Raw genomic sequence first — 23537 nt, forward strand, 5'->3', positions numbered from 1 at the left:
GATTGTTCGCGTCCGTACGGTTCTTTCAAAATTGCACTACGCCCGAATGGCACTGTTATAATTCGTCACCATGAACAAAGCCCTCTTCGCAACCCCACGCGCACTTGATTTAGCGCGTGAGGTATTACACATTGAAGCCGCAGCTGTATTGGCTCTTACACAACGCATAGATGAAAATTTTCTGCAGGCGTTAAATATCATTTTAGCCTGCGAAGGCCGTGTGATTGTAAGCGGCATGGGTAAGTCTGGCCATATTGCGCGCAAGATCGCCGCTACACTTTCCAGCACGGGTACTCCAGCGTACTTTGTCCATCCTGCCGAAGCTAGTCACGGCGATTTAGGCATGATCACCACTAAAGATGTGTTTATTGCGTTATCGTATTCCGGAGAAAGTCAGGAGTTACTTACTATCGTGCCAGTCATCAAACGTCAGGGAGCGCGGTTGATTAGTCTGACAGGCAATCCACGATCCAGCTTGGCAGAGGCGGCAGACGCGCACCTCGATGCTGCTGTGGACAAGGAAGCTTGCCCGCTAGGGCTTGCTCCTACCGCCAGCACTACGGCAGCGCTGGCATTGGGTGATGCACTGGCCGTGGCGCTGTTAGATGCCAAAGGGTTCGGGGAGGAAGATTTTGCGCGTTCGCACCCTGGCGGAAGCTTGGGCCGCCGTTTGCTAACTCATGTGCGTGACATTATGCATTCCGACAAGGGGGTGCCTGCTGTGAATCAAAATGCAACGCTGGCCGAGGCAGTGCTTGAAATCTCGTGCAAAGGGTTAGGCATGACCGCCATTGTAGATGATGCTCGGCAGGTGCTGGGTATCTATACTGATGGAGATTTACGCCGCACGTTGGAAAAGCGTGTTGATTTCGCCACTACTACAATCAGCTCGGTCATGTCGCGCAATCCGCGCAGTATTAAGCCGGATGCACTGGCAGCCGAAGCGGTGCAGATCATGGAGCAATATAATATTAGCCAGATGCTGGTGATAGATTCCAACAATAAGCTGGTAGGTGCTCTGAATATGCATGATCTGCTGCGTGCGAAAGTGATTTGATGTCGTTAAGTCAAGCTCAGTCCATTCGCCTTATTGCCTTTGATGTGGACGGCATTATGACGGATGGCGGTCTCTATTTAACCGACTCCGGTGAAGAATTTAAGCGCTTCAATTCGCTTGACGGACAGGGTTTAAAAATGCTCAAAGCATCCGGTGTGGAACTGGCTATTATTACTGGTCGGACTTCCCGCTGTGTAGAGCTACGCGCACACCACCTTGGCATCTCGCACTTGTATCAAGGTGTTCATGACAAGTTTGCTAGCATGCAAAAAATGCTTGCTCAGCTCAAACTGCCCTTGGATGTCGTCGCTTTTATGGGTGACGACGTAATAGATTTACCGGTCATGCTTCGTGTCGGGTTGGCTATCAGCGTGCCGAGTGCGCCACAAACAGTGCGTGATCGTGCTCACTATATTACCGAGCGAGACGGCGGGCATGGCGCGGTACGTGAAGCATGCGAATTGCTGATGTCAGCGCAAGGCACGCTGGATGCGCAACTCGCGCCTTATTTGGCATGAATTATTCAGTCGTTATTGACCGTTTGCGCGCTTGGTTCACCGGCTTACCGTTGCTATTACTGCTACTGGCCGCAGCTTATTGGCTGAATCAGCAAGTACAGCCGCTGCCGTCCGTACCCGACAGCAGCAAGCGCCGCCACGATCCAGATTTTATTGTCAGTAAATTTGTCGCTACTACGCTGAATGAACAGGGCAAACCGCGTTTCGTGATGGCTGCAAAAACAATGCTGCATTACCCAGATAACGATAGCACGTACCTGGAAGCGCCTGTACTTACCAGCTTTGATTTAGATCATCCTCCCACGCATACTTCTGCAAATAATGGAATGGTGTCAGGCAAGGGCGATGAAATATTTTTACGCGATAATGTAAAAATCGTGCGTGCCAACAGTACCAAGCAGAGAGACATGATATTTACCACTACTTATCTGCATGTGATCCCTGACCGTGGCTTGGCCGAAACAGACCAGCCTGTCACTATGGTTGATGGACGTAACATTGTGCATGCAGTAGGTATGAAATTTGATAATAAATCGCATATAGTAAAACTGCTTGCGCAAGTTAAAAGTGAATATGTGCCCGACAAAAATTAAATATGCTGCTTTGCTCTGCATAGAGCTTCTCTGTCATGTGCCAATCAGCCAAGCGGAACTTGCCGACCGTGATAAGCCGATGCATTTGGAAGCAAATCAGCTCAGTATTGACGATGTCAAACAAATTAGCGTCTTTGAAGGCAAGGTGCGGCTCACTCAGGGCACGATGATTATTAACGCCGACAAAATTGTCGTAGTACAGGACAAGGAAGGATTCAAGCACGGTACGGCAACCGGACAACCCGCCAGTTTTCGCCAGAAGCGCGATAATATCGACGGATATGTGGAAGGGTATGGTGAGCGCATTGAATATGACACCAAGACTGCAATCATAGATTTTTTTGGCCAGGCGCGTGTGAAGCAGGATCAGGATGAAGTGCGTGGTGAACATATTACCTATAACTCCAAAACTGAGATATTTCAGGTGAACGGTATCTCCAACAAGGGGCGCGTGCGCGCTATCATTCAACCAAAAAACAAGCGTTCTTCAGTCGGCGAACCGCTATCAATCAAGCCGACAACGATATTAACCAAGCCTAACGAACGTCAATGAGCGAGCTGCGCGCCGTTGCACTGAAAAAGCGCTATCGATCTCGTACCGTAGTGCATGATGTTTCCCTGTCGGTACAGAGCGGCGAAGTAGTCGGTCTGCTTGGTCCTAATGGTGCTGGAAAGACTACCTGTTTCTACATGATTGTTGGGCTGGTAGCTGCAGACGGAGGCGATATTTTTATCAATGGACAGAATATTACTCATCTCCCCATTCATCGCCGTGCGCGTTTGGGGCTGGGTTATCTGCCACAGGAAGCATCTATTTTTCGCCGCCTGACGGTCGCACAAAATATTCAGGCTGTGCTGGAATTACAAGATTATGATAACGATGAAATTCAAGCACGGCAGGACGAGTTGATGGAGGATCTGCATATCACTCATATACGAAACAATCCAGCGGTCAGCTTGTCAGGGGGCGAACGACGACGTGTTGAAATCGCTCGCGCGCTGGCCACCAATCCACGATTTATTCTTTTGGATGAACCGTTTGCAGGGGTGGATCCGATTGCCGTGCTGGACATTCAGAAAATCATTCGGTTTCTTAAAGAGCGTGACATTGGCGTGTTGATTACTGACCACAATGTTCGCGAAACATTGGGAATCTGTGACCGCGCCTATATTATTAATGCCGGGTCGGTAATGGCGGAAGGCAAACCTGACGAAATCATTTATAATGAAGGCGTGAGAAAAGTATATCTAGGCGAGCATTTCAAACTATAAATGCACATTATGCGCCGCTCCTGTCCGTAAATTTCGTAATGAAACCCACATTACAGCTTAGGCAATCCCAGCAACTGACGCTTACCCCCCAGTTACAGCAAGCCATACGCCTGTTGCAACTATCCACTCTGGAAGTCAATCAGGAAGTAGCACGTTTGCTGGATGAAAATCCATTGTTAGAACGTGCAGATGAAGATGCGATGCAGCCCTATGCGCATGGAGATGCTGCTTCTAGCGCTGTTGTAGATAATACTGAAGTAAAAGATGAAATGCCGCAACAGACCGATGAAGACTGGGTAAAAGAAGACTGGAATGAACCTTCTTTTTCCGCAGCCAGCGGGCCGGATGATGAAAAAGAAGCTCGTGCGGAAGTCGCGGCAGATACCCCAAGCCTGCGTGAGCACCTCATCTGGCAACTAAATATGAGTCAGCATGATGTGCGCGACCGAAAAATTATCGGTTTGTTGATCGATGCATTGGACGGCAATGGTTATCTGGCGCAGCCGCTGGAAGAAATTGTCGAAATGCTACCAGAACAACTTGATATTACTTTGGATGACTTGGAAACTGCACTGGTGCAATTACAGCACCTGGATCAGCCCGGCATAGCTGCCCGTACCTTAAGCGAATGTCTCACGCTCCAACTTAAAGCGCTCCCGGAAGATACTCCATGCCGGGATCTGGCGCTACGCTTGGTGTCGCAATACCTCAACCTGCTGGGTGCGCACGATTTTACCAAGCTGAAAAAAGTCCTTCGCTGTGACGATGACGCATTGCGCACCGTACAATCGCTCATTACTCATCTGCAACCAAGACCTGGCGCTGAATTTGAACAGCGAGCCGCAGACTATGTCGTACCTGATGTGGTGGTAGAATTCCGCCACGGTAACTGGCATGTACGGCTAAATCAGGGCGCTATGCCGCGCCTGCGTGTTAATCAAATGTATGCCAATATCTTGCAACAGGGTAATGAAAAAAACGTACAGCAGCTGGCTGGTCAATTGCAGGAAGCGCGCTGGTTTATCAAAAATTTGCAACAGCGTTTCGATACTATTTTGCGTGTATCGCAGACAATTGTTGATCGTCAACGCAATTTTTTAGAGCATGGTGATACAGCGATGTGCCCGCTGGTACTGCGCGAAATTGCAGAACAGCTTGATCTGCATGAATCCACCATTTCCCGTGTGACTACACAAAAATTCATGCTTACCCCGCGCGGTATTTATGAACTCAAGTATTTTTTCTGCAGTGGAATCGCGACCGAAAGTGGCGGTACGTGTTCCTCCACGGCAATCCGCGCACTCATCAAGCAGCTTGTCAACCAGGAAGACGCACGTCACCCTCTAACCGACAGCCGCATGTCTGAAATCCTGGCACAGCAGGGCATATTGGTTGCCCGGCGTACCGTGGCAAAATACCGGGAATTGCTGAATATCCTCCCAGTTAATCTTCGTAAATCACTCTAACCATAAGGAGCAGGCCATGAACCTCAATCTCAGCGGACACCATTTGGAAATTACCCCCGCCATTCGCGAGCACGTGGTAAGTAAACTCGGCAAAATCGAGCGTCACTTTGATAATATGATTGATGTTAATGTCATTCTTTCAGTGGAAAAATTAAAACAAAAGGCCGAGGCTAATGTCCACCTGAGCGGTAAAACTATTTTTGTGGAATCTGATGATACGAACTTATATGTGGCGATTGATAATTTGATCGAAAAACTTGATCGTCAAATTATCAAGCATAAGGAAAAACAGGCCGCTCGTCGTCATGATGAATCCGGCAATCCCCCCGCAGTAGGACAAGAATGATAGCAGGGCGGCTTACGGCCGCCCCTTCCTTATTTTTGAAGTGCTTGAATTATGAACCTGATCAGCAAAGTTCTGCCCCTTGAGAACGTCATACTGGACGCCGATTCCACCAGTAAAAAACGGGTTTTCGAAAGAGTGGGGGTGTTATTTGAAAATACTCAGAAAATTGCACGTAGCCAAGTATTTGATAGCCTGTTTGCGCGCGAGAAGCTTGGCTCGACGGGTCTGGGACACAGCGTGGCTATTCCGCATGGTCGCATCAAGGGTCTGCGTGATGCGATTGCCGCTTTCGTCAAGACCCAAGCATTGATTCCGTTCGACGCACCAGATGGTCAACCGGTAAACCTGATTTTTGTGTTGTTGGTGCCGGAAAGGGCCACTGACCTGCACTTGCAACTACTGGGCGAGTTGGCGCAAATGTTCAGTGATAAAACCTTCCGCGAACAAATACAGAATAGCAATGATGTAGCGGTAATCCATCAATTGTTTACTGACTGGGCGATGTAAAAGCAATGGCACAGGTCAATATTCAGCAGTTGTTCGAGGACAAACAGGAGCAGCTGGCATTGAGCTGGGTAGCCGGAGCGAATGGTGCTGCGAAGATAATTGATAGTGATTTAGTCAGTGCCTCTAACAACGGTTTGATTGGTCACCTCAATTTGATCCACCCGAATTGGGTGCAGGTATTGAGTGAAACCGAGGTCGACCATCTTCAAGTGCTTTCGCCCGTCGCGTTCGCAGAAGCGCTGATGCAACTTGAACGTGGCGGTACGTTATGCCTGATTGTGGCCGGCACGGATAAGATCCCACAAGAGTTGATCATTTACGCTAATCGCACACATACACCGTTGTTTCGTTCTCCTCTGCCCAGCGTACATTTGATGTGGTTGGTACGTCATTACATTGTCAAAGCGCTGGCGGAATCGACCACGCGTCACGGTGTGTTTCTTGACGTATTGGGGGTGGGAGTGCTGGTCACGGGTGATAGCGGCATAGGCAAGAGTGAACTGGGGCTGGAACTTATCACACGCGGCAACGGCTTAGTGGCGGACGATATTACCGAGCTGTACCGTATTTCTCCGGAAACGCTGGAAGGGCGCTGCCCGGAATTGTTGCGTGACTTCCTTGAAGTGCGGGGGCTGGGTGTGCTGAATATTCGCACCATGTTTGGCGAGACTGCGGTGCGGCGCAAAAAAAGTTTAAAACTTATTGTCCATCTACATCGCCCTCTACGTGGCGATCTTTCCCATCTGGAACGCTTGCCGTTAGTGGCTAGTCATCAGGAAATTCTTGGCGTGAAGATTAGCGCGGTGAGCATTCCGGTCATGGCTGGACGCAACCTTGCGGTGCTGGTAGAAGCAGCAGCACGCAATTTTGTGCTTCAGCAACGCGGCATTGACAGTATGCAAGAATTTATCAGTCGTCACGAGCAGCAGATGCAGGAACAATAAATTATGCAATTATTTCTGATCAGCGGCCTCTCCGGCTCAGGAAAAAGCGTGGCGCTTAAGGCGCTGGAAGATAGTGGCTACTATTGTGTGGACAATCTGCCCGCTGCGTTGTTGCCCGTCCTCGTGGAAAATTTGCATCAGACTGGTAATACACGCATTGCTGTCAGTATCGATGTTCGTAGCGGCGACAGCGTGAAACAACTGCCGCACTATATTGAACGGCTTAAGCAACAGGGTATCGATGTGCACTTGCTCTTTCTGGACGCGCAGACTGACACGTTGGTGAAACGCTTTTCCGAAACGCGTCGCCGTCATCCGCTGCGTAATGCTCTACCTCCGGCGCAGACCAATGAAGGGCTTACCTTACCTGAATGCGTACAACTCGAGCGCGAAATGCTGGCCGAGATCAGTAACATCGGTCATCGTATTGATACCAGCGAACTCGGCGCCAATGCCTTGCGTGCATGGGTCAAAGATTTTAAGGGTGTTGACCGCGCACGCATTACGTTACTGTTCCAATCGTTCGGCTTTAAGAATGGTATTCCGCTCGATGCTGACTTGGTGTTCGACGTGCGCTGCCTACCCAATCCACATTACGATCCTGTGCTGCGGCCATTAACCGGACGCGATGCGGCGGTAATTGAGTTTCTCGAACGCAACCAAAATGTACAACAAATGTGTGAAGACATCCGCAGTTTTGTCGAGAGGTGGCTACCCTGTTTCATCGCTGATAACCGCAGCTATCTCACTGTCGCCATCGGGTGTACAGGTGGCCAGCATCGCTCGGTGTACTTGGTGGAAAAGCTCGCTCGTTGTTTTAAATTGCAACAGCAAGTGTTGTTGCGTCACCGTGAATTAGGTAACACTTATTGATTTTTGTGCAATTTATGACACATCTCATTACAGTAACTGTCAGTTCCGTACAGGAGCAAATCCAGGTTTTTCAGAGTACGTTGATTTAAACCCACTGAATGTATTTTGGTGCGGGAATGACGGGATGTTGCTTAGCCTTGTCATTCACGATATTCAATAATCATGTTGCTACTAGCACTCATAAAATTAGGCGATTGGATCGTGCTGTTGCTCGGGTGCTCTGCATTACATGGATCACCGTCATACTATGGCAGGGTGGTGTAGCGGATAAAGCTGTCATTCGCAAACAGCGGCAAAATGCTGAGTGAAGTGCCGCTACCGCATAACAAAATTATTTCTGTGTCCGGTTTGATCGCAGCACACTATTTGGACGAATCAAACATTGAGTTCGAAACACCCAAAATAATTGAGTGAAAAGCCATGAAAACTATCGTACTCGCTCTAACCGGTGCATCCGGCCTACCCTATGCCATGCGATTGCTTGAGTGCCTACTCCAAAGCGGTCACCGCGTGCACCTGGTTTATTCCCAAGCGGCACAAATAGTTGCCAAACAAGAGTTGGATTTTGTGTTGCCCAACCGTCCACAAGATGCAGAAAAAATCTTGGCGGAACGAATCGGTAAAGTCAGCGGCGAACTGCGCGTGTTCGGGCGTGATGATTGGTTTGCACCCATGGCCTCCGGTTCTAATCCTGGCGACGCAATGGTAATTTGCCCCTGTACTATGGGTACGCTGGCAGCGGTGGCGGGAGGGTTAAGCGACGATCTCATCACCCGTGCAGCCGATGTTATGCTAAAGGAAAAGCGTCCGTTGATTTTAGTGCCGCGCGAAACACCATTTTCCGCCATCCATCTGGAAAACATGCTTAAACTTAGTCACGCCGGTGCGGTCATTCTGCCGCCAAATCCGGGATTTTACTATCACCCGCAAAGCGTGCAAGATTTGGTAGATTTTGTGGTGGCAAAGATACTTGATCACTTGGGCGTGGAGCACAAGTTAGTGAAGCGGTGGGGAGAATAATAATAGGTTGCGTGGAGGACCGTTACGCTTGCAGCTACCCATTGATGATGGAAACTGCGGGTTGGAAGGTGCGATAGAGGTCGTGTAAATTTTTGCTGATTCACTCCGTAATCTAACGTGATCCGCCAAACTGACTTGAATCCCGGATTGCTTCCATAGAGCGCGCACGCTAAACCGGCCATTGACGGGGCAATTTAAAATTATTGTTGGCTATTCATTTGACTGGTCAGGTTTTTTTAAACTATAGTTCGCTTCATGCAAGCAGAATTAGACGTATTGGAAAGCAAGTTGGCTCAATTGGTGCAATTGGCTATACATTTGCGCGAAGAAAATCATCATCTGCGTAAAGAATTAGCTCAAGCGCTGAGCCAAGGCCGTCAATGCCACGACAAGATTGACTCTGTTAAGTCGCGTTTGGAACGACTGCTGGCGCAATTACCTGAAGAATAAATATGAGCAGCGAGAGTGCAAGAACGCTTGATGTCACAATCCTTGATCGGGAGTTTCGTGTTGTCTGCTCGGAAGCGGAACGTCCAGAACTGCTTGATGCGGTCGCTTATCTTGATAAGAAAATGCATGAGATTCGCGATATTGGCAAGGTCGTTACGATCGAGCGTATCGCAATTATGTCTGCCTTGAATATTGCTCATGAACTATTGACCACAAGGCTCGGTTCTGGTTTTGACATGAGTGAATTTAAGCGTAGAATGGAGCGTATGGAGGCAACTATCGACGTGGCACTGGTTGAGCAAGATGAGTTGTTTTAGGTTTCCCCTGCGGTGTTTGTCAGGCTCATAATTCTTTGGACCAATAAGCTTTGCTTAGGTTGTGACCCTTAATGTTACTGTTGTGCGCATCCCTTGTGGATGTACCTGATGTAACTGGGAATCGGCTCTCTTGAACTCAGGTTCAAGATGTTGGGTCAACGGCACAGGCGGGGGTCTTTATTTTAAATGCGGCTTATGCCGCATTATTTTTTTCTAGGTGTGCCAAGTATATCGTGTTGTGCGTTAATGCAATTTGACTGATTGCGTGGATCCAAGTCACTGGGAACAATGATGTTGATTGTGAGGTGGAAATCTAGAGGGAGCCGCAAGCAAATTGCGGAGCCTGACGAACAGGAAGTGGATAGATATAACGTAGCGAGGCGAGTAGGTCAAGATCTGTAAAGCGCATTGTACAGAACGCTACGACGTAGCGTCGACAGGCATAAGCAAGATCATACGCATTACCTAGAGTGTTTATACTTCTGCTTCTTGCCCGATCAAGACTCCAATCTTAATAACAGAATGATAATGGTGAGAGCGGCCTCAGGAGTACTCGCACAGAATGAATCACTTTATTTGAATTAGAAATGGAATAACGTGCGTTATTGGCTAATGAAATCTGAACCGAGCGACGTTAGCATCGATGACCTCGCTAACCTACCTGATCAGACCGTGGCATGGTACGGTGTACGTAACTATCAGGCACGTAACTTCATGCGCGATCAGATGTGCAAAGACGATGCGGTGCTTTTCTATCATTCTAATTGTGCTGTACCAGGCATTGCAGGTATCGCGCGTGTTTCCAGTACTGCCTACCCCGATGCAACTCAGTTCAAACGTAATAGTAAATATTTCGATCCCAAGGCTACGCAGGAAACGCCGCGGTGGTTTAATGTAGATGTGCAATGGGTAAAGAAAATTGAACCCATTTCATTGGCAGAGCTGCGCCGCCATCCACAATTGGAAGGCATGCGCGTTTTGCAACGGGGTAATCGATTGTCCATTACACCGGTTGATCCCGCCGAGTGGAGGTTCATTCTGAAGCATCTGGTACGCGATTAATATGGAATGGGCTTTCGCCTATCTCGCGCTGGGGGCATTGGTTGGGTTATTTAGTGGAATGTTCGGCATTGGTGGCGGAACCATTCTAGTACCGGTATTGCTGATACTGTTCAAAATGCAGCACTTTCCTGCCCCCAATATCATGCATTTGGCGCTCGGTACCTCTATGGCAACTATTCTGTTTACGTCTCTTGCCAGCATGTACAAACACCACCAGCATGGTGCGGTGAACTGGGACGTGGTTCGTATCATGACTCCCGGCATTTTGTTCGGAACAGCGCTGGGTGCGCTATGCGCCGCATCTGTTTCGCCGCGTGGACTAGGAATATTTTTTGCTTTATTTGTATATTGTGCAGCAATTCAAATTTTGTTTGAATTGCGTCCGCAAGCCTCACGTCAATTACCCGGTATGACTGGTATGACGCTGACGGGTATGTTCACCGGCTGGATCAGTAGTCTAGTATCTATCGGCGGCGGTACGGTCGTAGTTCCGTTTCTAATTTGGTGCAATGTGCCAATACGCAATGCAATTGGTACCTCTGCAGCGATCGGTTTTCCGGTCGCCATAGGTGGCACAACTGGCTATATTATTACTGGCCTTAGTTCCCCCTTACCCTCTCCTAACCTGGGTTTCGTGTACCTCCCATCGTTATTGTGGATCGTACTTGCCAGTGTTATTACCGCGCCGCTTGGCGCAAAGGCGGTACATCGCATGAAGATTGGGCTATTGCGCAAACTTTTCGCAATACTGATGCTGATATTAGCGACACATTTGTTAATAAAATTTATTTAGCATTAAAAGTACGCAATCCTATGCGGGGTAAACTGTACCGGGTTTGTCATGACGAAGAGTGATGCGTATTGCTATACGATGATCGGACGCTATTGGAATTTTTGGTTTTTGAGGGCGCGCAAGCATGGCTGAGCTGGATCACCATTTTTGGAAAAAATGGTTGAACTATCTTCACCTTTCAACTAATTTGACATCGAGTAAATTGCTTGGTGTGGCGCGCATAACATAAAATCTCTACGACAGGATGCAGGCATTGGGCACAATTTGTCACGGTAGCCTGCATTTTTAAACGATGGATTGCTTTAGGTATTTGAAATTAATAGAAACGAAGAGATGAGACTAAAATTTACCAAAATGCACGGTGCCGGTAATGATTTCGTAGTCCTCAATGGGTTGCGCCAGCGCATTCAGCTTACACCGGAGCAGTTGCGCCTGTTAGCTGACCGGCACTTTGGCGTGGGCTGCGATCAAATTCTGTTAGTGGAAACTGCTCAGCATCCCGATGCGGATTTTTGTTATCGTATCTTCAATGCGGATGGCGGCGAGGTGGAACAATGCGGCAATGGCGCACGCTGCTTTATGCGCTTTGTACACGATCACAAACTGACACATAAGCGTGAGATCGTGGTAGAAACAAAAAATGGCTTGATTACCCCGCGCCTTGAGGACAATGGTCAAGTTACAGTAAACATGGGCGCACCGATTTTTGAGGCTGCACGTATTCCGTTTCTTGGCAGTAGTGATGCTGTTATCCAAACGCTAGAAGTAGCGGGCGAGACAGTGCAGATTACGGCACTATCGATGGGCAATCCACATGCGGTACAGGTAGTGACTGATGTGGAACAGGCACCAGTCGCCATACAGGGGGCGCTCATTGAACAACACCCACGTTTTTCGCAACGAGTGAATGCAGGTTTCATGCAGATAGTGGATCATAAACACATCAAATTACGCGTGTATGAACGCGGCGCTGGTGAAACACTGTCTTGCGGCACTGGCGCATGCGCCGCAGTGGTAACCGGCATCCGGCGCGGCCTGTTGGACGCGCGCGTGAATGTTGCCACGCGCGGTGGGGTGTTGAACATAGCTTGGGCCGGAAACGGTACACCGGTATTTATGACCGGACCAGCGATTGCTGTATTTGAAGGCGAAATAAATTTATAAGAGGACCACATGAAATCCGCAGACATCGCACTATATTTAAAAAATAATCCACAGTTCTTTGAAGATCATGCTGATATGTTAGCGGAAGTCACTATCCCCCATCCTTACAGCGGACGCACCATTTCATTAAGTGAGCGGCAGTTATTGACTCTGCGTGAGCAGAACAAAAACCTGGAAAAAAAACTGCACGAGATGGTAATGCTTGCTCAGGACAACGACTCATTACAGCAAAAAGTACATCAATTTACCCTTGCGTTATTTGGCGTGCGTGACCTGATGAATTTGCAGAATGTCATTACGCAGAATTTGCGTGAAATTTTTGCAGTACCACATATTGTGTTGCACATCTGGAAAGGATTACCGCCCAGCTTGGAAGTGCTTGCCTTTGTGAATCAGCAACTGCATCCCGTCTGTGTTCATCACGCTCTTCATGATACTTTGGCCTGGTTTGGCGAAAGCGCGACTCATTTGCATTCGTTTGCTTATTTACCGCTGCGGACGGATGAACAATCCATTGGTCTGTTAATATTGGCTAGTGAGGATGCGCAGCGTTTCTATCCTGGCATGGGTACGTTGTTTCTGCAGCGTATCGCGGAAACTGTGAGCAGCGCGCTACGTCCCTCACTATAAAGTGATGACAAACAGTATCGCGCAGGCTGCAACTCTCAACCAAGCTGCGCTGCACGGATTTATCGACCATCTGCGCAATGAGCGTCGTTACTCCCCCCATACCGTGGAAAACTATTCCCGCGATATTTGCCGTTTGTTTAAGCTTGCTGGTGTTACGCCGCTAAACGAACTCAAAAACCATCAAATTCGCCGTTTCGTAGCACAATTGCACGGTAGCGGTTTGGGCGGCAAGAGTTTGGCGCGTATGCTTTCGGCATGGCGTACCTTTTATTCTTATCTAATACGCGACTACCAGTTTAAAGACAATCCGTGCATCGGGCTGCGTGCGCCCAAGTCGGCACGTAATCTGCCGCATGCACTTTCCCCGGACGAAGCTGTGCGCATGGTTGAACTGCCCACAGCAGGCGACATTCTGGCGGTGCGCGACAAAGCGATGTTTGAGTTATTTTATTCTTCCGGTCTGCGCTTGGCAGAGCTGGTCAGTCTCGATCCTGCTGCGCTTGATTTTGCAGATGCAGCTGTGCGCGTTATCGGTAAAGGCGCCAAGACACGCATCGTACCGCTGGGCAGCTATGCGATCTCAGCGCTGCAAGCTTGGCTGGCGCTGCGCGGGCAGTTGTCCAAACAGGGTGAAACTGCGCTGTTCGTAAATCGCAATGGTAGCCGCATTGGTTCGCGCGCGGTACAACTGCGCATGTCAGGTTGGGGCATCAAACAGGGCATCACCAGCGGCGTTCACCCACATTTGTTGCGCCATTCGTTCGCCTCACATGTGCTGCAATCCAGCGGAGATTTACGGGCAGTTCAAGAAATGCTCGGTCATACCAGCATTTCTACTACGCAGGTATACACTCATCTTGATTTCCAATACCTCAGTAAAATTTACGATGCCGCGCATCCGCGGGCCAAAAAGAAAACCTTATGAATAAAATTATTCTCAAGGAGGGGAGGGAGAAATCCCTTCTGCGCCGTCACCCCTGGATATTTTCCGGGGCAATTAAACGCGTGGAAGGCTCACCTGCTGATGGTGACGCGGTACAGATATACTCAACACAAGGCGCTTTCCTCGCCCATGCCGCATACAATGCACATTCACAAATTGCTGCGCGAGTATGGTCATGGCACGCGGAGCAAAGCATCAACGCAGATTTTTTCCGCACGAAAATCACTCATGCACTGACATTGCGCAAAAATCTCAAATTGGCGCAACACAGCACTGGCCTGCGCCTGATTCATGGCGAATCCGATGGCCTGCCCGGGCTGGTAGTAGATCAATATGGTGATGTGCTGGTTATGCAGATTGGCAGTGCGGGAGCGGAACGCTGGCGCGACACTTGTGCCGACATATTGCGAGAGATGTGCAATCCGGTTTGTATTTACGAGCGTTCTGATTCTGACTCACGTGCATTAGAAGGCTTACCGGAACGCAATAACGTACTACGTGGCATCTTGCCCGAATCTTTAACCCTTGTTGAACATGGGCTGCGTTTTGTTGTGGATGTAGCACATGGGCAGAAGACGGGTTTTTATCTCGACCAGCGTGACAACCGCGAACTGATTGGAACCCTGGCGCAAGATAAGGATGTTCTGAATTGCTTTTGCTACAGCGGCGGTTTCTCGCTGTATGCACTGCGCGGTGGCGCGAAATCAGTGCTATCAATTGATTCTTCGAATGAGGCACTGCAACTGGCACAACGCAATGTGGAACTTAATGGGCTGGATGCCAGCCGCGCTGAATGGCAATGTGACGACGTGTTCCAGACACTGCGTAAGCTGCGTGACCAGAACCGCAAATTTGACCTGATCATTCTCGATCCACCCAAATTTGCGCCTACCGCAGCCTTCGCCGAAAAAGCCGCGCGCGGTTACAAGGATATTAACTTGTTAGGCTTCAAGCTGCTTAGACCGGGAGGAATGCTCGCCACCTATTCATGTTCCAGCGGCATAAACGATGACCTGTTTCAGAAAATTATTGCCGGTGCCGCCTTGGATGCCGGAGTAACCGCGCACATCATACGCAAACTGCAGGCCGCGCCGGATCATCCAATATTATTGAATTTCCCGGAAGGCGCATATCTCAAGGGACTTGTATTGCGCGTGGCAGGTTAACTCGAGATTATGTCAGAATTAAATGGAGGCTATGCAACGGAGAGGTAATGCCATGCGAAAAACAGTGAAACTGGAGCGTTAAATCTGACTCAACATAAACCTTTTGCATAAAGCAAAAGGTCCATTCTGTTTCTTAACTCCCACTCTTGGTTATTTCTTTAGAGATAACCAGTTCGAAATCATTTTGGCAATTACTATTGCATCGGGCGTAACAGTGGGACGTCCCGCTGCAAGGGAGGGCAAGGGTAGCTGACGACGATCTCCTATATAGAAACCAAGCGCGGTTTCCAGCGCCTCACTGGCATACTGTAGTGCTTCGTCTTTATCGCCACCTTGGGTAATGGCTTCCGGTACATCGGGAAAAGTCACGACAAATCCGCCATCCTTGGCAGGTATCAAGTCCACTGGATATTCAAACATCGCAAGTCCCCTAATTCAACCCTAGCCGTTTTTTAATATATTCAATAGTATCGATTTTCAGTTCCGTGTCATGCATCGGCAGAACCGATTGACGGCCATTAAGAAACACCCTGATGTGAGCTCCCTGACCTGGCTGAAATGTAGCGCCTTGCTTAACAAGCCATTGTTTAAATTCATTGCTATTCATCTTTTAAATTTAACAGAAATACTCCTGGTGGTCAAACTCTTACCACCCGGCGGGTGGTAAACAGTGTAAGAGTATCTAGGTAATGCGCCTGCCTCACCGTATCTATCCTCGTGCCGATGGCAAGCCCAGGTAGACCAAATTACAGGAAAAAACTGGATTTGATTTATGATGCATTATTGAGAGCCCATGTTTGGCATCTGAATTAATAGGCATCCATGAACAAATATAGAGCCCTCCTGCCGCAAACCAGTTTATTCTGGAAAAAACTGGGGCCCGGTCTTATAACGGGAGCTGCGGATGATGACCCCAGCGGTATTGCTACCTATTCACAAGCCGGAGCCGGATTCGGCTATGCAATGCTGTGGACGACATTTTTAACTTTCCCTCTTATGGTCGGCATCCAGATGGTAAGTGCTCGGATTGGCCGGGTAACTGGGCATGGCCTTGCCGCCAATATTCGACTACATTACTCTCCGGCGCTACTTTATGTGCTCGTTGGGCTGCTTCTGATTGCAAATACGATTAACATTGCAGCAGATATTGGCGCAATGGCTGCAGCGCTTAAACTTCTCATTGGTGGCCCCGCTCACTGGTATGCAATAACCTTTGCCATGGTATCGTTGGTGCTGCAAATATTCATACCTTTTCCACGTTATGCACCCATTCTCAAAATACTGACATTGTCGCTCTTTACTTATGTAGTCACGGTGTTCGTCGTCAATGTGCCGTGGGGTGAGGTGCTTTATCGCACAATCATGCCGTCCATATCATTTAAAGCGGATTATGTGATGGCGGTGGTTGCCGTATTTGGCACCACGATCAGTCCGTATTTATTCTTTTGGCAAGCCTCTCAGGAAGTTGAGGAATTGCAAGCGAAAGGGGAAGCACCGCTTAAAGAGGCGCCAGAACAAGCCCCCAGTCACCTGCAGCGTATTAAGATCGACACGTATATCGGAATGGGGTTTTCCAACCTGATCGCTTTTTTTATCATATTGACGGCAGCGGTGACTTTGCACTTGCACGGCATTACAGATATTCAAACCTCTGCCCAGGCAGCGGAGGCTTTGCGTCCCTTAGCTGGTGAATTTGCGTTTTTATTATTTACCGCCGGAATTGTTGGTACGGGATTGCTCGCTGTGCCTGTTTTAGCAGGTTCAGCCGCGTATGCCATAGCAGAATCATTTGATTGGCACATTGGTTTAGGCCGCAAGCCTATGGAGGCGCGAGGCTTTTATATGATTCTGATCATTGCGACGCTCTTGGGCGTAGCGCTTAACTTTACTCCCATTGATCCTATCAAGGCACTATTCTGGAGCGCAGTCATCAATGGCGTCATTGCCGTGCCCATCATGATAGTGATAATGTTAATGGTGGCAAGACCGGATGTCATGGGACAATTTGTGGTCACGCCTGGTCTTCGAATTACCGGTTGGTTAGCGACGGCCGTGATGGCATTCGCAGTGCTTGCCATGGCGGTAACGTGGTTGATATAACTTCGGATGATTGCGATAAAGCCGAGTCCGACTATTAATTTTCACACAAGGATATTCTCAATGAATAATACAGGCATAAAACTCCTCTCTCTTCAGATTGGCCTGCCTAAAACACTGGGGACACCTGATGCCTCAGACACTATGGATCAGGAGTGGACGACCGGCTTTTTTAAGGAGTCGGTGTCTGGTCCAGTTTGGGCCGGAATAACTAACTTGGTTGGCGACGGGCAAGCCGATCTTCGCGTCCATGGTGGACTCGATAAAGCGATCAACGCCTATCCTTTCGAACATTACGCATTTTGGCTCGCCGACCTTGATTATAAAGAGCTGCCCAATGGTGCGTTCGGAGAAAACTTTACCGTGGCAGGCCTACTGGAAACAGAGATCTGCATCGGTGATATTTTCGAGGTTGGTGGCGCATTGGTACAGATTTCTCAACCTCGCCAGCCGTGCTGGAAGCTTGCCCGCCGATGGAGGGCTCAGGACTTAGTGGCGCGAGTCGTGCGCACGGGCAAGACAGGTTGGTATTTCCGTGTTTTGCGCGAGGGAAACGTTCAAGCCGGAGCGGCACTGGTATTGGTGGAGCGTCCTTATCCTGAATGGACAGTTGCGATCGCGAACAACATAATGCTGCATCGCAAGGAGAACTATGTGGCCGCACACGCGTTGGCCGAGTGTCCGGCGCTCTCCGGCAGCTGGAAGGCAACCCTGTCGCGGACGACTACTTCTATTGAAATTGCAGCCGATACTTCAGCGCGTCATTTTCAATGAATGTCTAATTACCATTTAGGTAAGCGAGTTCAATAAAAGTCGGTCGTGGTGCACAGATGTATCGGAATTCTGATCGCTTGCACAGCGTCGAGTGGGATATGGGCGCAGATTGCGGCGGACGAGAAGAGAGTAGTGGGGAGGGCGGGGATTTCATTTATAACCATTTCCCCGTCCTGGTTGGTTATTCTAACCTTGTTGTATTAGTGCTGCGTTAGTGCACTTAATGCTGCTTGATAGTCAGGTTCATGCGTGATGTCGTCCACCAACTCTGCGTGCAACACGTGGTTATTTTCATCCAGTACCAGTACAGCGCGTGCGGTTACGCCACGTAATATAGAATCAGCAATCTTTACGCCGTAATTCCGCATGAAATCCCGTCCGCGCATTAAGGACAGTGTAGTGACATTGTCCAATCCTTCAGCCACGCAAAAGCGACTCATAGCAAAGGGTAAGTCGGCGGAAATCACCAGCACCACTGTGTTGTCGAGCTTGCTTGCCGCTTCGTTAAATTTGCGTGTAGAAGTGGCGCACACGGCGGTATCTAAACTAGGCACAATGTTAAGAACCTTACGCTTGCCGGCAAAGTCTTTTAACGCCACATCTTTCAGGTCTTTGTCCACTAGCGTGAATTCCGGGGCAATTTGACCAACGGTTGGAAAAGTGCCGAACAATGTAATGGGTGTGCCGTTCAAGGTGACAGCAGGGTTGGTTGAAGTTTCATTAGCCATGATTTCTTTCTTTTTGTTAAGGTGGGTTATAGCGCATCATCGGCATACGCTTGTATTGGTGGGCAAGCACAAATCAGATTTTTATCACCATGGACATTGTCTACACGGGCAACACTTGGCCAGAATTTGTTGTCTTGTACCCACTTTAATGGATAAACTGCTTTTTCGCGCGAATAGCTGTGTTTCCAATTGCTCGTGAGAGTTGATTTCGCTGTATGCGGTGCATTTTTAAGTACGTTATCTTCTTTATCCGCTTTACCTGTAATTATTTCATCAATTTCTTTGCGTATAGAAATCATAGCAGAGCAAAAACGATCTAATTCTTCTTTTGATTCACTTTCGGTTGGTTCAATCATCAATGTATCGGCTACCGGGAATGAAACTGTCGGTGCATGATACCCATAATCCATTAATCGCTTTGCAATGTCCCCTACTTCTATTCCGACTTCTTTTTTAAACGCAACGCAGGCTAAAATCATTTCGTGCGCGCAACGTCCATTGGCACCACTATATAAAGTAGGGAAATGATCTTTTAATGAGTCTTTAATATAGTTGGCATTTAAAATTGCGATACGTGTTGCTTCGGTAACGCCATCGTTGCCTAACATTTTTATATATCCATAAGATATCAATAAAATTAGTGCACTGCCGTAAGGCGCTGCAGATACTGCGTGTATGCCGTTTTCTCCCCCAGTTTTTACTAAGGAATGTGAAGGCAAAAAAGGAGCCAGGTGTTTTGCAACGCCAATGGGTCCCATACCTGGGCCGCCACCACCGTGAGGAATTGCAAAAGTTTTATGTAAATTCAAGTGGCAAACATCGGCGCCAATATTGCCGGGGCTGGTTAAGCCTACTTGTGCATTCATGTTGGCGCCATCCATATAAACTTGTCCGCCATTTTCATGAATGATGTTGGTAATCTCAATGATACTTTCTTCGTAAACACCGTGAGTGCTTGGGTATGTAATCATTAAGCATGCCAGATTATCTTTATGCTGAATTGCTTTTTCACGCAATTCGCTTACATCAATATTTCCTACTTTGTCACATTTCACCAAGACTATCTTCAGGCCACACATTGCAGCGCTGGCAGGATTGGTGCCATGTGCCGATGTGGGAATTAACGCAATATTTCTGTGCGCATCACCACGTGATTGATGGTATGCCTGAATGACCAATAATCCGGCATATTCGCCCTGAGCGCCGCTGTTGGGCTGAAAACTCATTTTTTCGAAACCCGTAATCTCACTTAATGATTTATCCAGGTCATCGATTATTTCATGGTAACCCGCCGCTTGTTCAACGGGTACAAAGGGGTGGATATGGGCAAATTCGGGCCATGTAATAGGCATTAATTCGGAGGCGGCATTTAATTTCATAGTACAAGAGCCTAATGAAATCATGGAATGAGTCAAAGATAAATCCTTGTTTTCCAATCGCTTGATATACCGCATCAGCTCGGATTCGGAATGGTAAATATTAAATACAGGATGTTGCAGGATTAAAGATTGACGATTTTTGATCAAAGATTTTTGATTAAAAATCTGTTCTTCAGTAATTTTAGAAGGGGTTTTGCCAACGGCGTGTGCGAATACACTAATAAGCGCATTCAAGTCATCGGTGTCGATAGTTTGATCAACAGAAATAGTAATTGCATTATCCGTATAACGGAAATTAATCTGTGCTGCTTGCGCTAATTGTTTAATTTTCGCATTGTCTGTTCCATTGATTTTGATGGTATCAAAATAAATTCCATCTTCAATGATATAGCCTAATTTTTTTAACTCGGTTGCCAATGCTATAGCAGTAAAATGTACTTGTTGTGCAATCCCTTTGAGGCCTTCCGGTCCGTGATATACCGCATACATACTTACCATAATGGCTAATAATGCTTGTGCAGTACAAATGTTGGAGGTGGCTTTGTCTCTACGTATGTGTTGCTCGCGCGTTTGTAATGCCATACGTAATGCTTGATTTCCGTCCGCGTCAATCGAAACACCAATGATGCGGCCAGGAATGGATCGTTTATATTCTTCACGGCAAGCAAAATATGCCGCGTGCGGGCCGCCGTAACCCATAGGGACACCAAAGCGTTGTGTGGAACCAACAACAACATCAGCTCCCCATTTGCCTGGAGGGGTCAGTAATACTAAACTCAGTATATCGGCTGCTACAGCAATGGTGGTTCCATTTGCTTTTGCCCTTTTTACAAAGTCAGCGTAATCGTGAACTGTGCCATCAGCGGTTGGATATTGAAGCAATGCACCATAAATACTGTTATCTAACGTTCCGGTTTTAAAGTCACCAATCACTAATTCAATCCCCATTGGAGTTGAACGTGTTTTTAATAAATCGATAGTTTGCGGGTAACATTCGTTGGAAACGAAAAACTTGTTCGCTCCATTTTCAATTGCTCGGTGCGTGCGATTGTTGAACAACATTGCCATTGCTTCAGCTGCCGCAGTGGATTCATCCAGCAATGATGCATTTGCTATTTCCATTCCGGTTAAATCCATAATCATGGTTTGGAAATTCAACAGTGCCTCTAAACGACCTTGTGAAATCTCTGCCTGATAAGGCGTGTAAGCGGTATACCAACCCGGGTTTTCTAAAACATTTCTCTGGATAACAGGGGGAACTATCGTGTTGTAATAACCTAAACCAATATAGGTTTTAAAAATTTTATTCTTTGCCGCAACACCACGTAAATGCTTGTGGTATTGATATTCAGTCATCCCTGATGGTAAGTTCAATGGTTTTTTTAAGCGGATCGCAGCAGGGATGGTTTGATCAATTAATTCATCTACAGAACCTGCACCAATTGTATCAAGCATTGCCTTAACATCATTTTTGCGCGGACCGTTATGACGGTTTACAAATTTATCGGTTGTAATCATTGCTGGCTTTATTTTCTAAAGGAGTATAAATAGGTATAGGAAGCGGGAATTATCTTATCCCTTACGACGTCTTAATGTGCTTCACTATCGACTAGTGCCTGATACGCTGCAGCATCCATTAATGTGTCTACGTCGGCGGTGTTATCTGGCTTCATTTTGAACATCCATGCGGAATAAGGATCTTCATTGATCTTTTCTGGCGCATTGCCGAGTTCAGAATTAACCGCAACCACTACACCAGTAACAGGCGCATAAATATCAGCCGCAGCCTTTACTGATTCTACTACTACGCATTCTTCCTTGGCTTTCAGTTGGCGGCCCACTGCTGGAGTTTCCACAAATACCATGTCGCCTAACAGCTCTTGCGCGTGTTGGGTGATGCCGATCGTGATCGTCCCGTCGGTCTCTTTTTTGATCCACTCGTGGGATGTAGTGTACTTCAGGTTACTTGGCAGATTGTTTGAATTGCTCATGGTTATATCCTCCAATAAAATAAAAATTAGATTAAGCCTTTGCCGTTACGTACGAACGGGTATTTCACTACCTTGGCCGCCAGCATTTTATCGCGAATCACCACCTGTACCGTGTCGCCTATTTGTACCGTGGAGGGTATACGTGCCAAGGCGATTGATTGATTCAGTGTGGGTGAAAAACTACCGCTGGTAATTTCGCCATCGCCATGGCTGCTGTGTACTACTTGGTGATCACGCAGCACCCCGCGATCCTGCAAGACAAGGCCGACTAACTTACGAGTTCTAGGCTTGGTGACGAGCGCTGTTTTACCAATGAAGTCGCGTTCACTCACCAGATCTACCGTCCATGCCAGCCCGGCTTCCAGCGGATTTATGGTCTCATCCATATCATGACCGTACAGGTTCATGCCGGCTTCCAGACGCAACGTGTCACGTGCGCCCAGCCCGATAGGTTTCACTCCCACGTCATTTAGTGTTTGCCAGAAGGAAGGTGCAGCCTTGGCCGGTAGTATGATCTCAAAGCCATCTTCGCCAGTATAGCCAGTTCGGGCGATAAACATTGAATTGCACTCTACGGCATTGAAGGGTTTGAGTTCTTCCGCCAATTTTTGTGCTTCGGGCAAGGCCTGCCATAGTTTTGCCGCTGCATGTGGTCCTTGCACCGCGATCATTGCCAACTCGTTGCGTGAAGTAATCTGCAATTGTGGTGCGCGGACAGTAGCTTGTTCAATCATCCATGCAATATCCTTATCAGCTGTACCCGCATTCACGACGATGCGAAACCACCTTTCATTCATGAAGTACACGATGAGATCGTCGATCACACCACCATCCGGACGTAACAGGCAAGAATACAGCGCTTTTCCGGAAGATTGCAGTTTGTCCACGTTGTTTGCCAATAGATAGCGCAAGAAGTCGCGCACCCCTTCGCCCTTCATATCGACCACGCGCATGTGCGAGACATCAAACATGCCGGCATCGCGACGTACTTGATGGTGTTCGTCAAGTTGTGAACCGTAATGCAACGGCATATCCCAGCCGCCGAAATCGACCATCTTTGCGCCCATTGCGCGATGTGCTGCATTCAGAGGAGTTTGTTCGAGTGTCATGAGTAATCTTTCAAAAAAATAAAAAAGGCGAGACAGAAAAATCTGCCTCGCCCCATCTGTCCTCTTTACCTGAGAGATTACGAAAAATCCGTGTGCCCCTTCGGTGGCTGTGTTAACAGCACTCTCCAGATTTGCCTGTGCCAACAGTTCTTGAGCCTGAGCGGTTACGGGTGTTGCGCCTTCGGCAATGCGCCTGTACTTAATACTTACCAGGCAGCATGTTCTTCCATTGGTTTAAACGGCAGGTAGAACTATACCGGAATAAGGGGGTGGTCGGCAAACGATCTAACATAAAGTTGCGTGGGGGCTTCATTTCAGGGATAATCTATGCCCTTATA

Annotated in this window: 28 protein-coding genes, 1 other RNA gene and 2 riboswitches; of the genes, 24 read left to right on the plus strand and 5 right to left on the minus strand. The window is 48.0% G+C overall.

Annotation, left to right across the window (positions count from 1 at the left end; genetic code table 11):
* Window positions 1–70 precede the first annotated feature (70 nt).
* From W01_RS09625 to W01_RS09725, 21 genes are all read left to right on the plus strand, one after another.
* Window positions 71–1057 (plus strand): KpsF/GutQ family sugar-phosphate isomerase, encoded by a 987-nt coding sequence (locus W01_RS09625; protein WP_173054186.1) that lies wholly within the window; start codon window positions 71–73, stop codon window positions 1055–1057.
* Window positions 1057–1575, plus strand: a complete 519-nt coding sequence (locus W01_RS09630; protein WP_173054188.1) for a KdsC family phosphatase — start codon at window positions 1057–1059, stop codon at window positions 1573–1575. The genes W01_RS09625 and W01_RS09630 overlap by 1 nt, the downstream gene beginning before the upstream one ends.
* Entirely contained in the window at window positions 1572–2168 is a 597-nt protein-coding gene (gene lptC, locus W01_RS09635; protein ID WP_173054190.1) for an LPS export ABC transporter periplasmic protein LptC, read from the plus strand. The genes W01_RS09630 and lptC overlap by 4 nt, the downstream gene beginning before the upstream one ends.
* Before the next feature lie 37 nt (window positions 2169–2205).
* Window positions 2206–2721: a lipopolysaccharide transport periplasmic protein LptA gene (gene lptA, locus W01_RS09640; RefSeq protein WP_242006931.1), complete on the plus strand. Its 516-nt coding sequence runs from the start codon at window positions 2206–2208 to the stop codon at window positions 2719–2721.
* Window positions 2718–3440, plus strand: coding sequence for an LPS export ABC transporter ATP-binding protein (gene lptB, locus W01_RS09645; RefSeq protein ID WP_173054194.1), 723 nt, complete (start codon window positions 2718–2720; stop codon window positions 3438–3440). Before lptA ends, lptB begins: the two co-directional genes overlap by 4 nt.
* A 38-nt stretch (window positions 3441–3478) precedes the next feature.
* Window positions 3479–4906, plus strand: coding sequence for an RNA polymerase factor sigma-54 (locus W01_RS09650; protein WP_173054196.1), 1428 nt, complete (start codon window positions 3479–3481; stop codon window positions 4904–4906).
* 16 nt (window positions 4907–4922) lie between these two features.
* The gene (hpf, locus tag W01_RS09655) at window positions 4923–5252 is read left to right on the plus strand and encodes a ribosome hibernation-promoting factor, HPF/YfiA family (protein WP_173054198.1); all 330 of its coding nucleotides are present in this window, start codon (window positions 4923–4925) and stop codon (window positions 5250–5252) included.
* A gap of 51 nt (window positions 5253–5303) precedes the next feature.
* Window positions 5304–5759, plus strand: coding sequence for a PTS sugar transporter subunit IIA (locus W01_RS09660; RefSeq protein ID WP_173054200.1), 456 nt, complete (start codon window positions 5304–5306; stop codon window positions 5757–5759).
* A 5-nt stretch (window positions 5760–5764) separates the two neighbouring features.
* Window positions 5765–6703, plus strand: coding sequence for an HPr(Ser) kinase/phosphatase (gene hprK, locus W01_RS09665; RefSeq protein WP_173054202.1), 939 nt, complete (start codon window positions 5765–5767; stop codon window positions 6701–6703).
* A 3-nt stretch (window positions 6704–6706) separates the two neighbouring features.
* Window positions 6707–7576: an RNase adapter RapZ gene (rapZ, locus tag W01_RS09670; RefSeq protein WP_173054204.1), complete on the plus strand. Its 870-nt coding sequence runs from the start codon at window positions 6707–6709 to the stop codon at window positions 7574–7576.
* Between the two features lie 420 nt (window positions 7577–7996).
* Entirely contained in the window at window positions 7997–8596 is a 600-nt protein-coding gene (locus W01_RS09675) for a flavin prenyltransferase UbiX (protein ID WP_173054206.1), read from the plus strand.
* A gap of 255 nt (window positions 8597–8851) precedes the next feature.
* Entirely contained in the window at window positions 8852–9046 is a 195-nt protein-coding gene (locus W01_RS09680; protein ID WP_173054208.1) for a hypothetical protein, read from the plus strand.
* 2 nt (window positions 9047–9048) lie between these two features.
* Window positions 9049–9363, plus strand: a complete 315-nt coding sequence (locus tag W01_RS09685) for a cell division protein ZapA (RefSeq protein ID WP_173054210.1) — start codon at window positions 9049–9051, stop codon at window positions 9361–9363.
* 1 nt (window position 9364) lies between these two features.
* A non-coding RNA gene (gene ssrS / locus W01_RS09690) (6S RNA) lies at window positions 9365–9541 on the plus strand.
* A gap of 419 nt (window positions 9542–9960) precedes the next feature.
* Window positions 9961–10425, plus strand: a complete 465-nt coding sequence (locus W01_RS09700; RefSeq protein ID WP_173054212.1) for an EVE domain-containing protein — start codon at window positions 9961–9963, stop codon at window positions 10423–10425.
* A gap of 1 nt (window position 10426) precedes the next feature.
* Window positions 10427–11218: a sulfite exporter TauE/SafE family protein gene (locus tag W01_RS09705; RefSeq protein WP_173054214.1), complete on the plus strand. Its 792-nt coding sequence runs from the start codon at window positions 10427–10429 to the stop codon at window positions 11216–11218.
* 68 nt (window positions 11219–11286) lie between these two features.
* Window positions 11287–11382, plus strand: coding sequence for a hypothetical protein (locus W01_RS14555; protein ID WP_338140705.1), 96 nt, complete (start codon window positions 11287–11289; stop codon window positions 11380–11382).
* Window positions 11383–11551: 169 nt separating this feature from the next.
* Entirely contained in the window at window positions 11552–12382 is an 831-nt protein-coding gene (dapF, locus tag W01_RS09710) for a diaminopimelate epimerase (protein ID WP_173054216.1), read from the plus strand.
* A 9-nt stretch (window positions 12383–12391) separates the two neighbouring features.
* Window positions 12392–13012, plus strand: a complete 621-nt coding sequence (locus W01_RS09715; protein WP_173054218.1) for a DUF484 family protein — start codon at window positions 12392–12394, stop codon at window positions 13010–13012.
* Between the two features lie 4 nt (window positions 13013–13016).
* Window positions 13017–13937 carry a tyrosine recombinase XerC gene (gene xerC, locus W01_RS09720; RefSeq protein ID WP_173054220.1) on the plus strand — a complete coding sequence of 307 codons (921 nt, stop codon included), beginning with the start codon at window positions 13017–13019 and terminating at the stop codon, window positions 13935–13937.
* Complete coding sequence (locus W01_RS09725) at window positions 13934–15121, plus strand: class I SAM-dependent rRNA methyltransferase (RefSeq protein WP_173054222.1); 1188 nt, start codon at window positions 13934–13936, stop codon at window positions 15119–15121. The genes xerC and W01_RS09725 overlap by 4 nt, the downstream gene beginning before the upstream one ends.
* 150 nt (window positions 15122–15271) lie before the next feature.
* Here W01_RS09725 and W01_RS09730 read toward each other — a convergent pair whose 3' ends face one another.
* The gene (locus tag W01_RS09730; protein WP_173054224.1) at window positions 15272–15541 is read right to left on the minus strand and encodes a type II toxin-antitoxin system HicB family antitoxin; all 270 of its coding nucleotides are present in this window, start codon (window positions 15539–15541) and stop codon (window positions 15272–15274) included.
* Window positions 15542–15943: 402 nt separating this feature from the next.
* On the opposite strand from W01_RS09730, the gene W01_RS09735 reads away from it, so the two are divergent.
* Genes W01_RS09735 through W01_RS09745 form a run of 3 tightly spaced genes read left to right on the plus strand, consistent with a single transcriptional unit; the run spans window position 15944 to window position 18207 of the window.
* Window positions 15944–17221: an NRAMP family divalent metal transporter gene (locus tag W01_RS09735; RefSeq protein WP_173054226.1), complete on the plus strand. Its 1278-nt coding sequence runs from the start codon at window positions 15944–15946 to the stop codon at window positions 17219–17221.
* Between the two features lie 60 nt (window positions 17222–17281).
* The gene (locus W01_RS09740) at window positions 17282–17992 is read left to right on the plus strand and encodes an MOSC domain-containing protein (RefSeq protein ID WP_173054228.1); all 711 of its coding nucleotides are present in this window, start codon (window positions 17282–17284) and stop codon (window positions 17990–17992) included.
* A gap of 56 nt (window positions 17993–18048) precedes the next feature.
* Window positions 18049–18207, plus strand: a complete 159-nt coding sequence (locus W01_RS09745; RefSeq protein ID WP_173054230.1) for a hypothetical protein — start codon at window positions 18049–18051, stop codon at window positions 18205–18207.
* Here the strand turns inward: W01_RS09745 and tpx are convergent.
* The 4 genes from tpx to gcvT all read right to left on the minus strand — a co-directional run bounded on the left by tpx (window position 18193) and on the right by gcvT (window position 23199).
* The gene (gene tpx, locus W01_RS09750; RefSeq protein ID WP_173054232.1) at window positions 18193–18720 is read right to left on the minus strand and encodes a thiol peroxidase; all 528 of its coding nucleotides are present in this window, start codon (window positions 18718–18720) and stop codon (window positions 18193–18195) included. The two genes, W01_RS09745 and tpx, sit on opposite strands and share 15 nt — an antisense overlap.
* Window positions 18721–18746: 26 nt before the next feature.
* Window positions 18747–21617 carry an aminomethyl-transferring glycine dehydrogenase gene (gene gcvP / locus W01_RS09755; protein WP_173054234.1) on the minus strand — a complete coding sequence of 957 codons (2871 nt, stop codon included), beginning with the start codon at window positions 21615–21617 and terminating at the stop codon, window positions 18747–18749.
* Between the two features lie 71 nt (window positions 21618–21688).
* Window positions 21689–22090 (minus strand): glycine cleavage system protein GcvH, encoded by a 402-nt coding sequence (gene gcvH / locus W01_RS09760; RefSeq protein ID WP_173054236.1) that lies wholly within the window; start codon window positions 22088–22090, stop codon window positions 21689–21691.
* Window positions 22091–22116: 26 nt separating this feature from the next.
* Window positions 22117–23199, minus strand: coding sequence for a glycine cleavage system aminomethyltransferase GcvT (gcvT, locus tag W01_RS09765; protein ID WP_173054238.1), 1083 nt, complete (start codon window positions 23197–23199; stop codon window positions 22117–22119).
* A 46-nt stretch (window positions 23200–23245) separates the two neighbouring features.
* Window positions 23246–23333, minus strand: a riboswitch (glycine riboswitch).
* Window positions 23334–23438, minus strand: a riboswitch (glycine riboswitch).
* Window positions 23439–23537: the final 99 nt, after the last annotated feature.

This window comes from Candidatus Nitrotoga sp. AM1P (genome assembly GCF_013168275.1).
Lineage (GTDB): Bacteria > Pseudomonadota > Gammaproteobacteria > Burkholderiales > Gallionellaceae > Nitrotoga.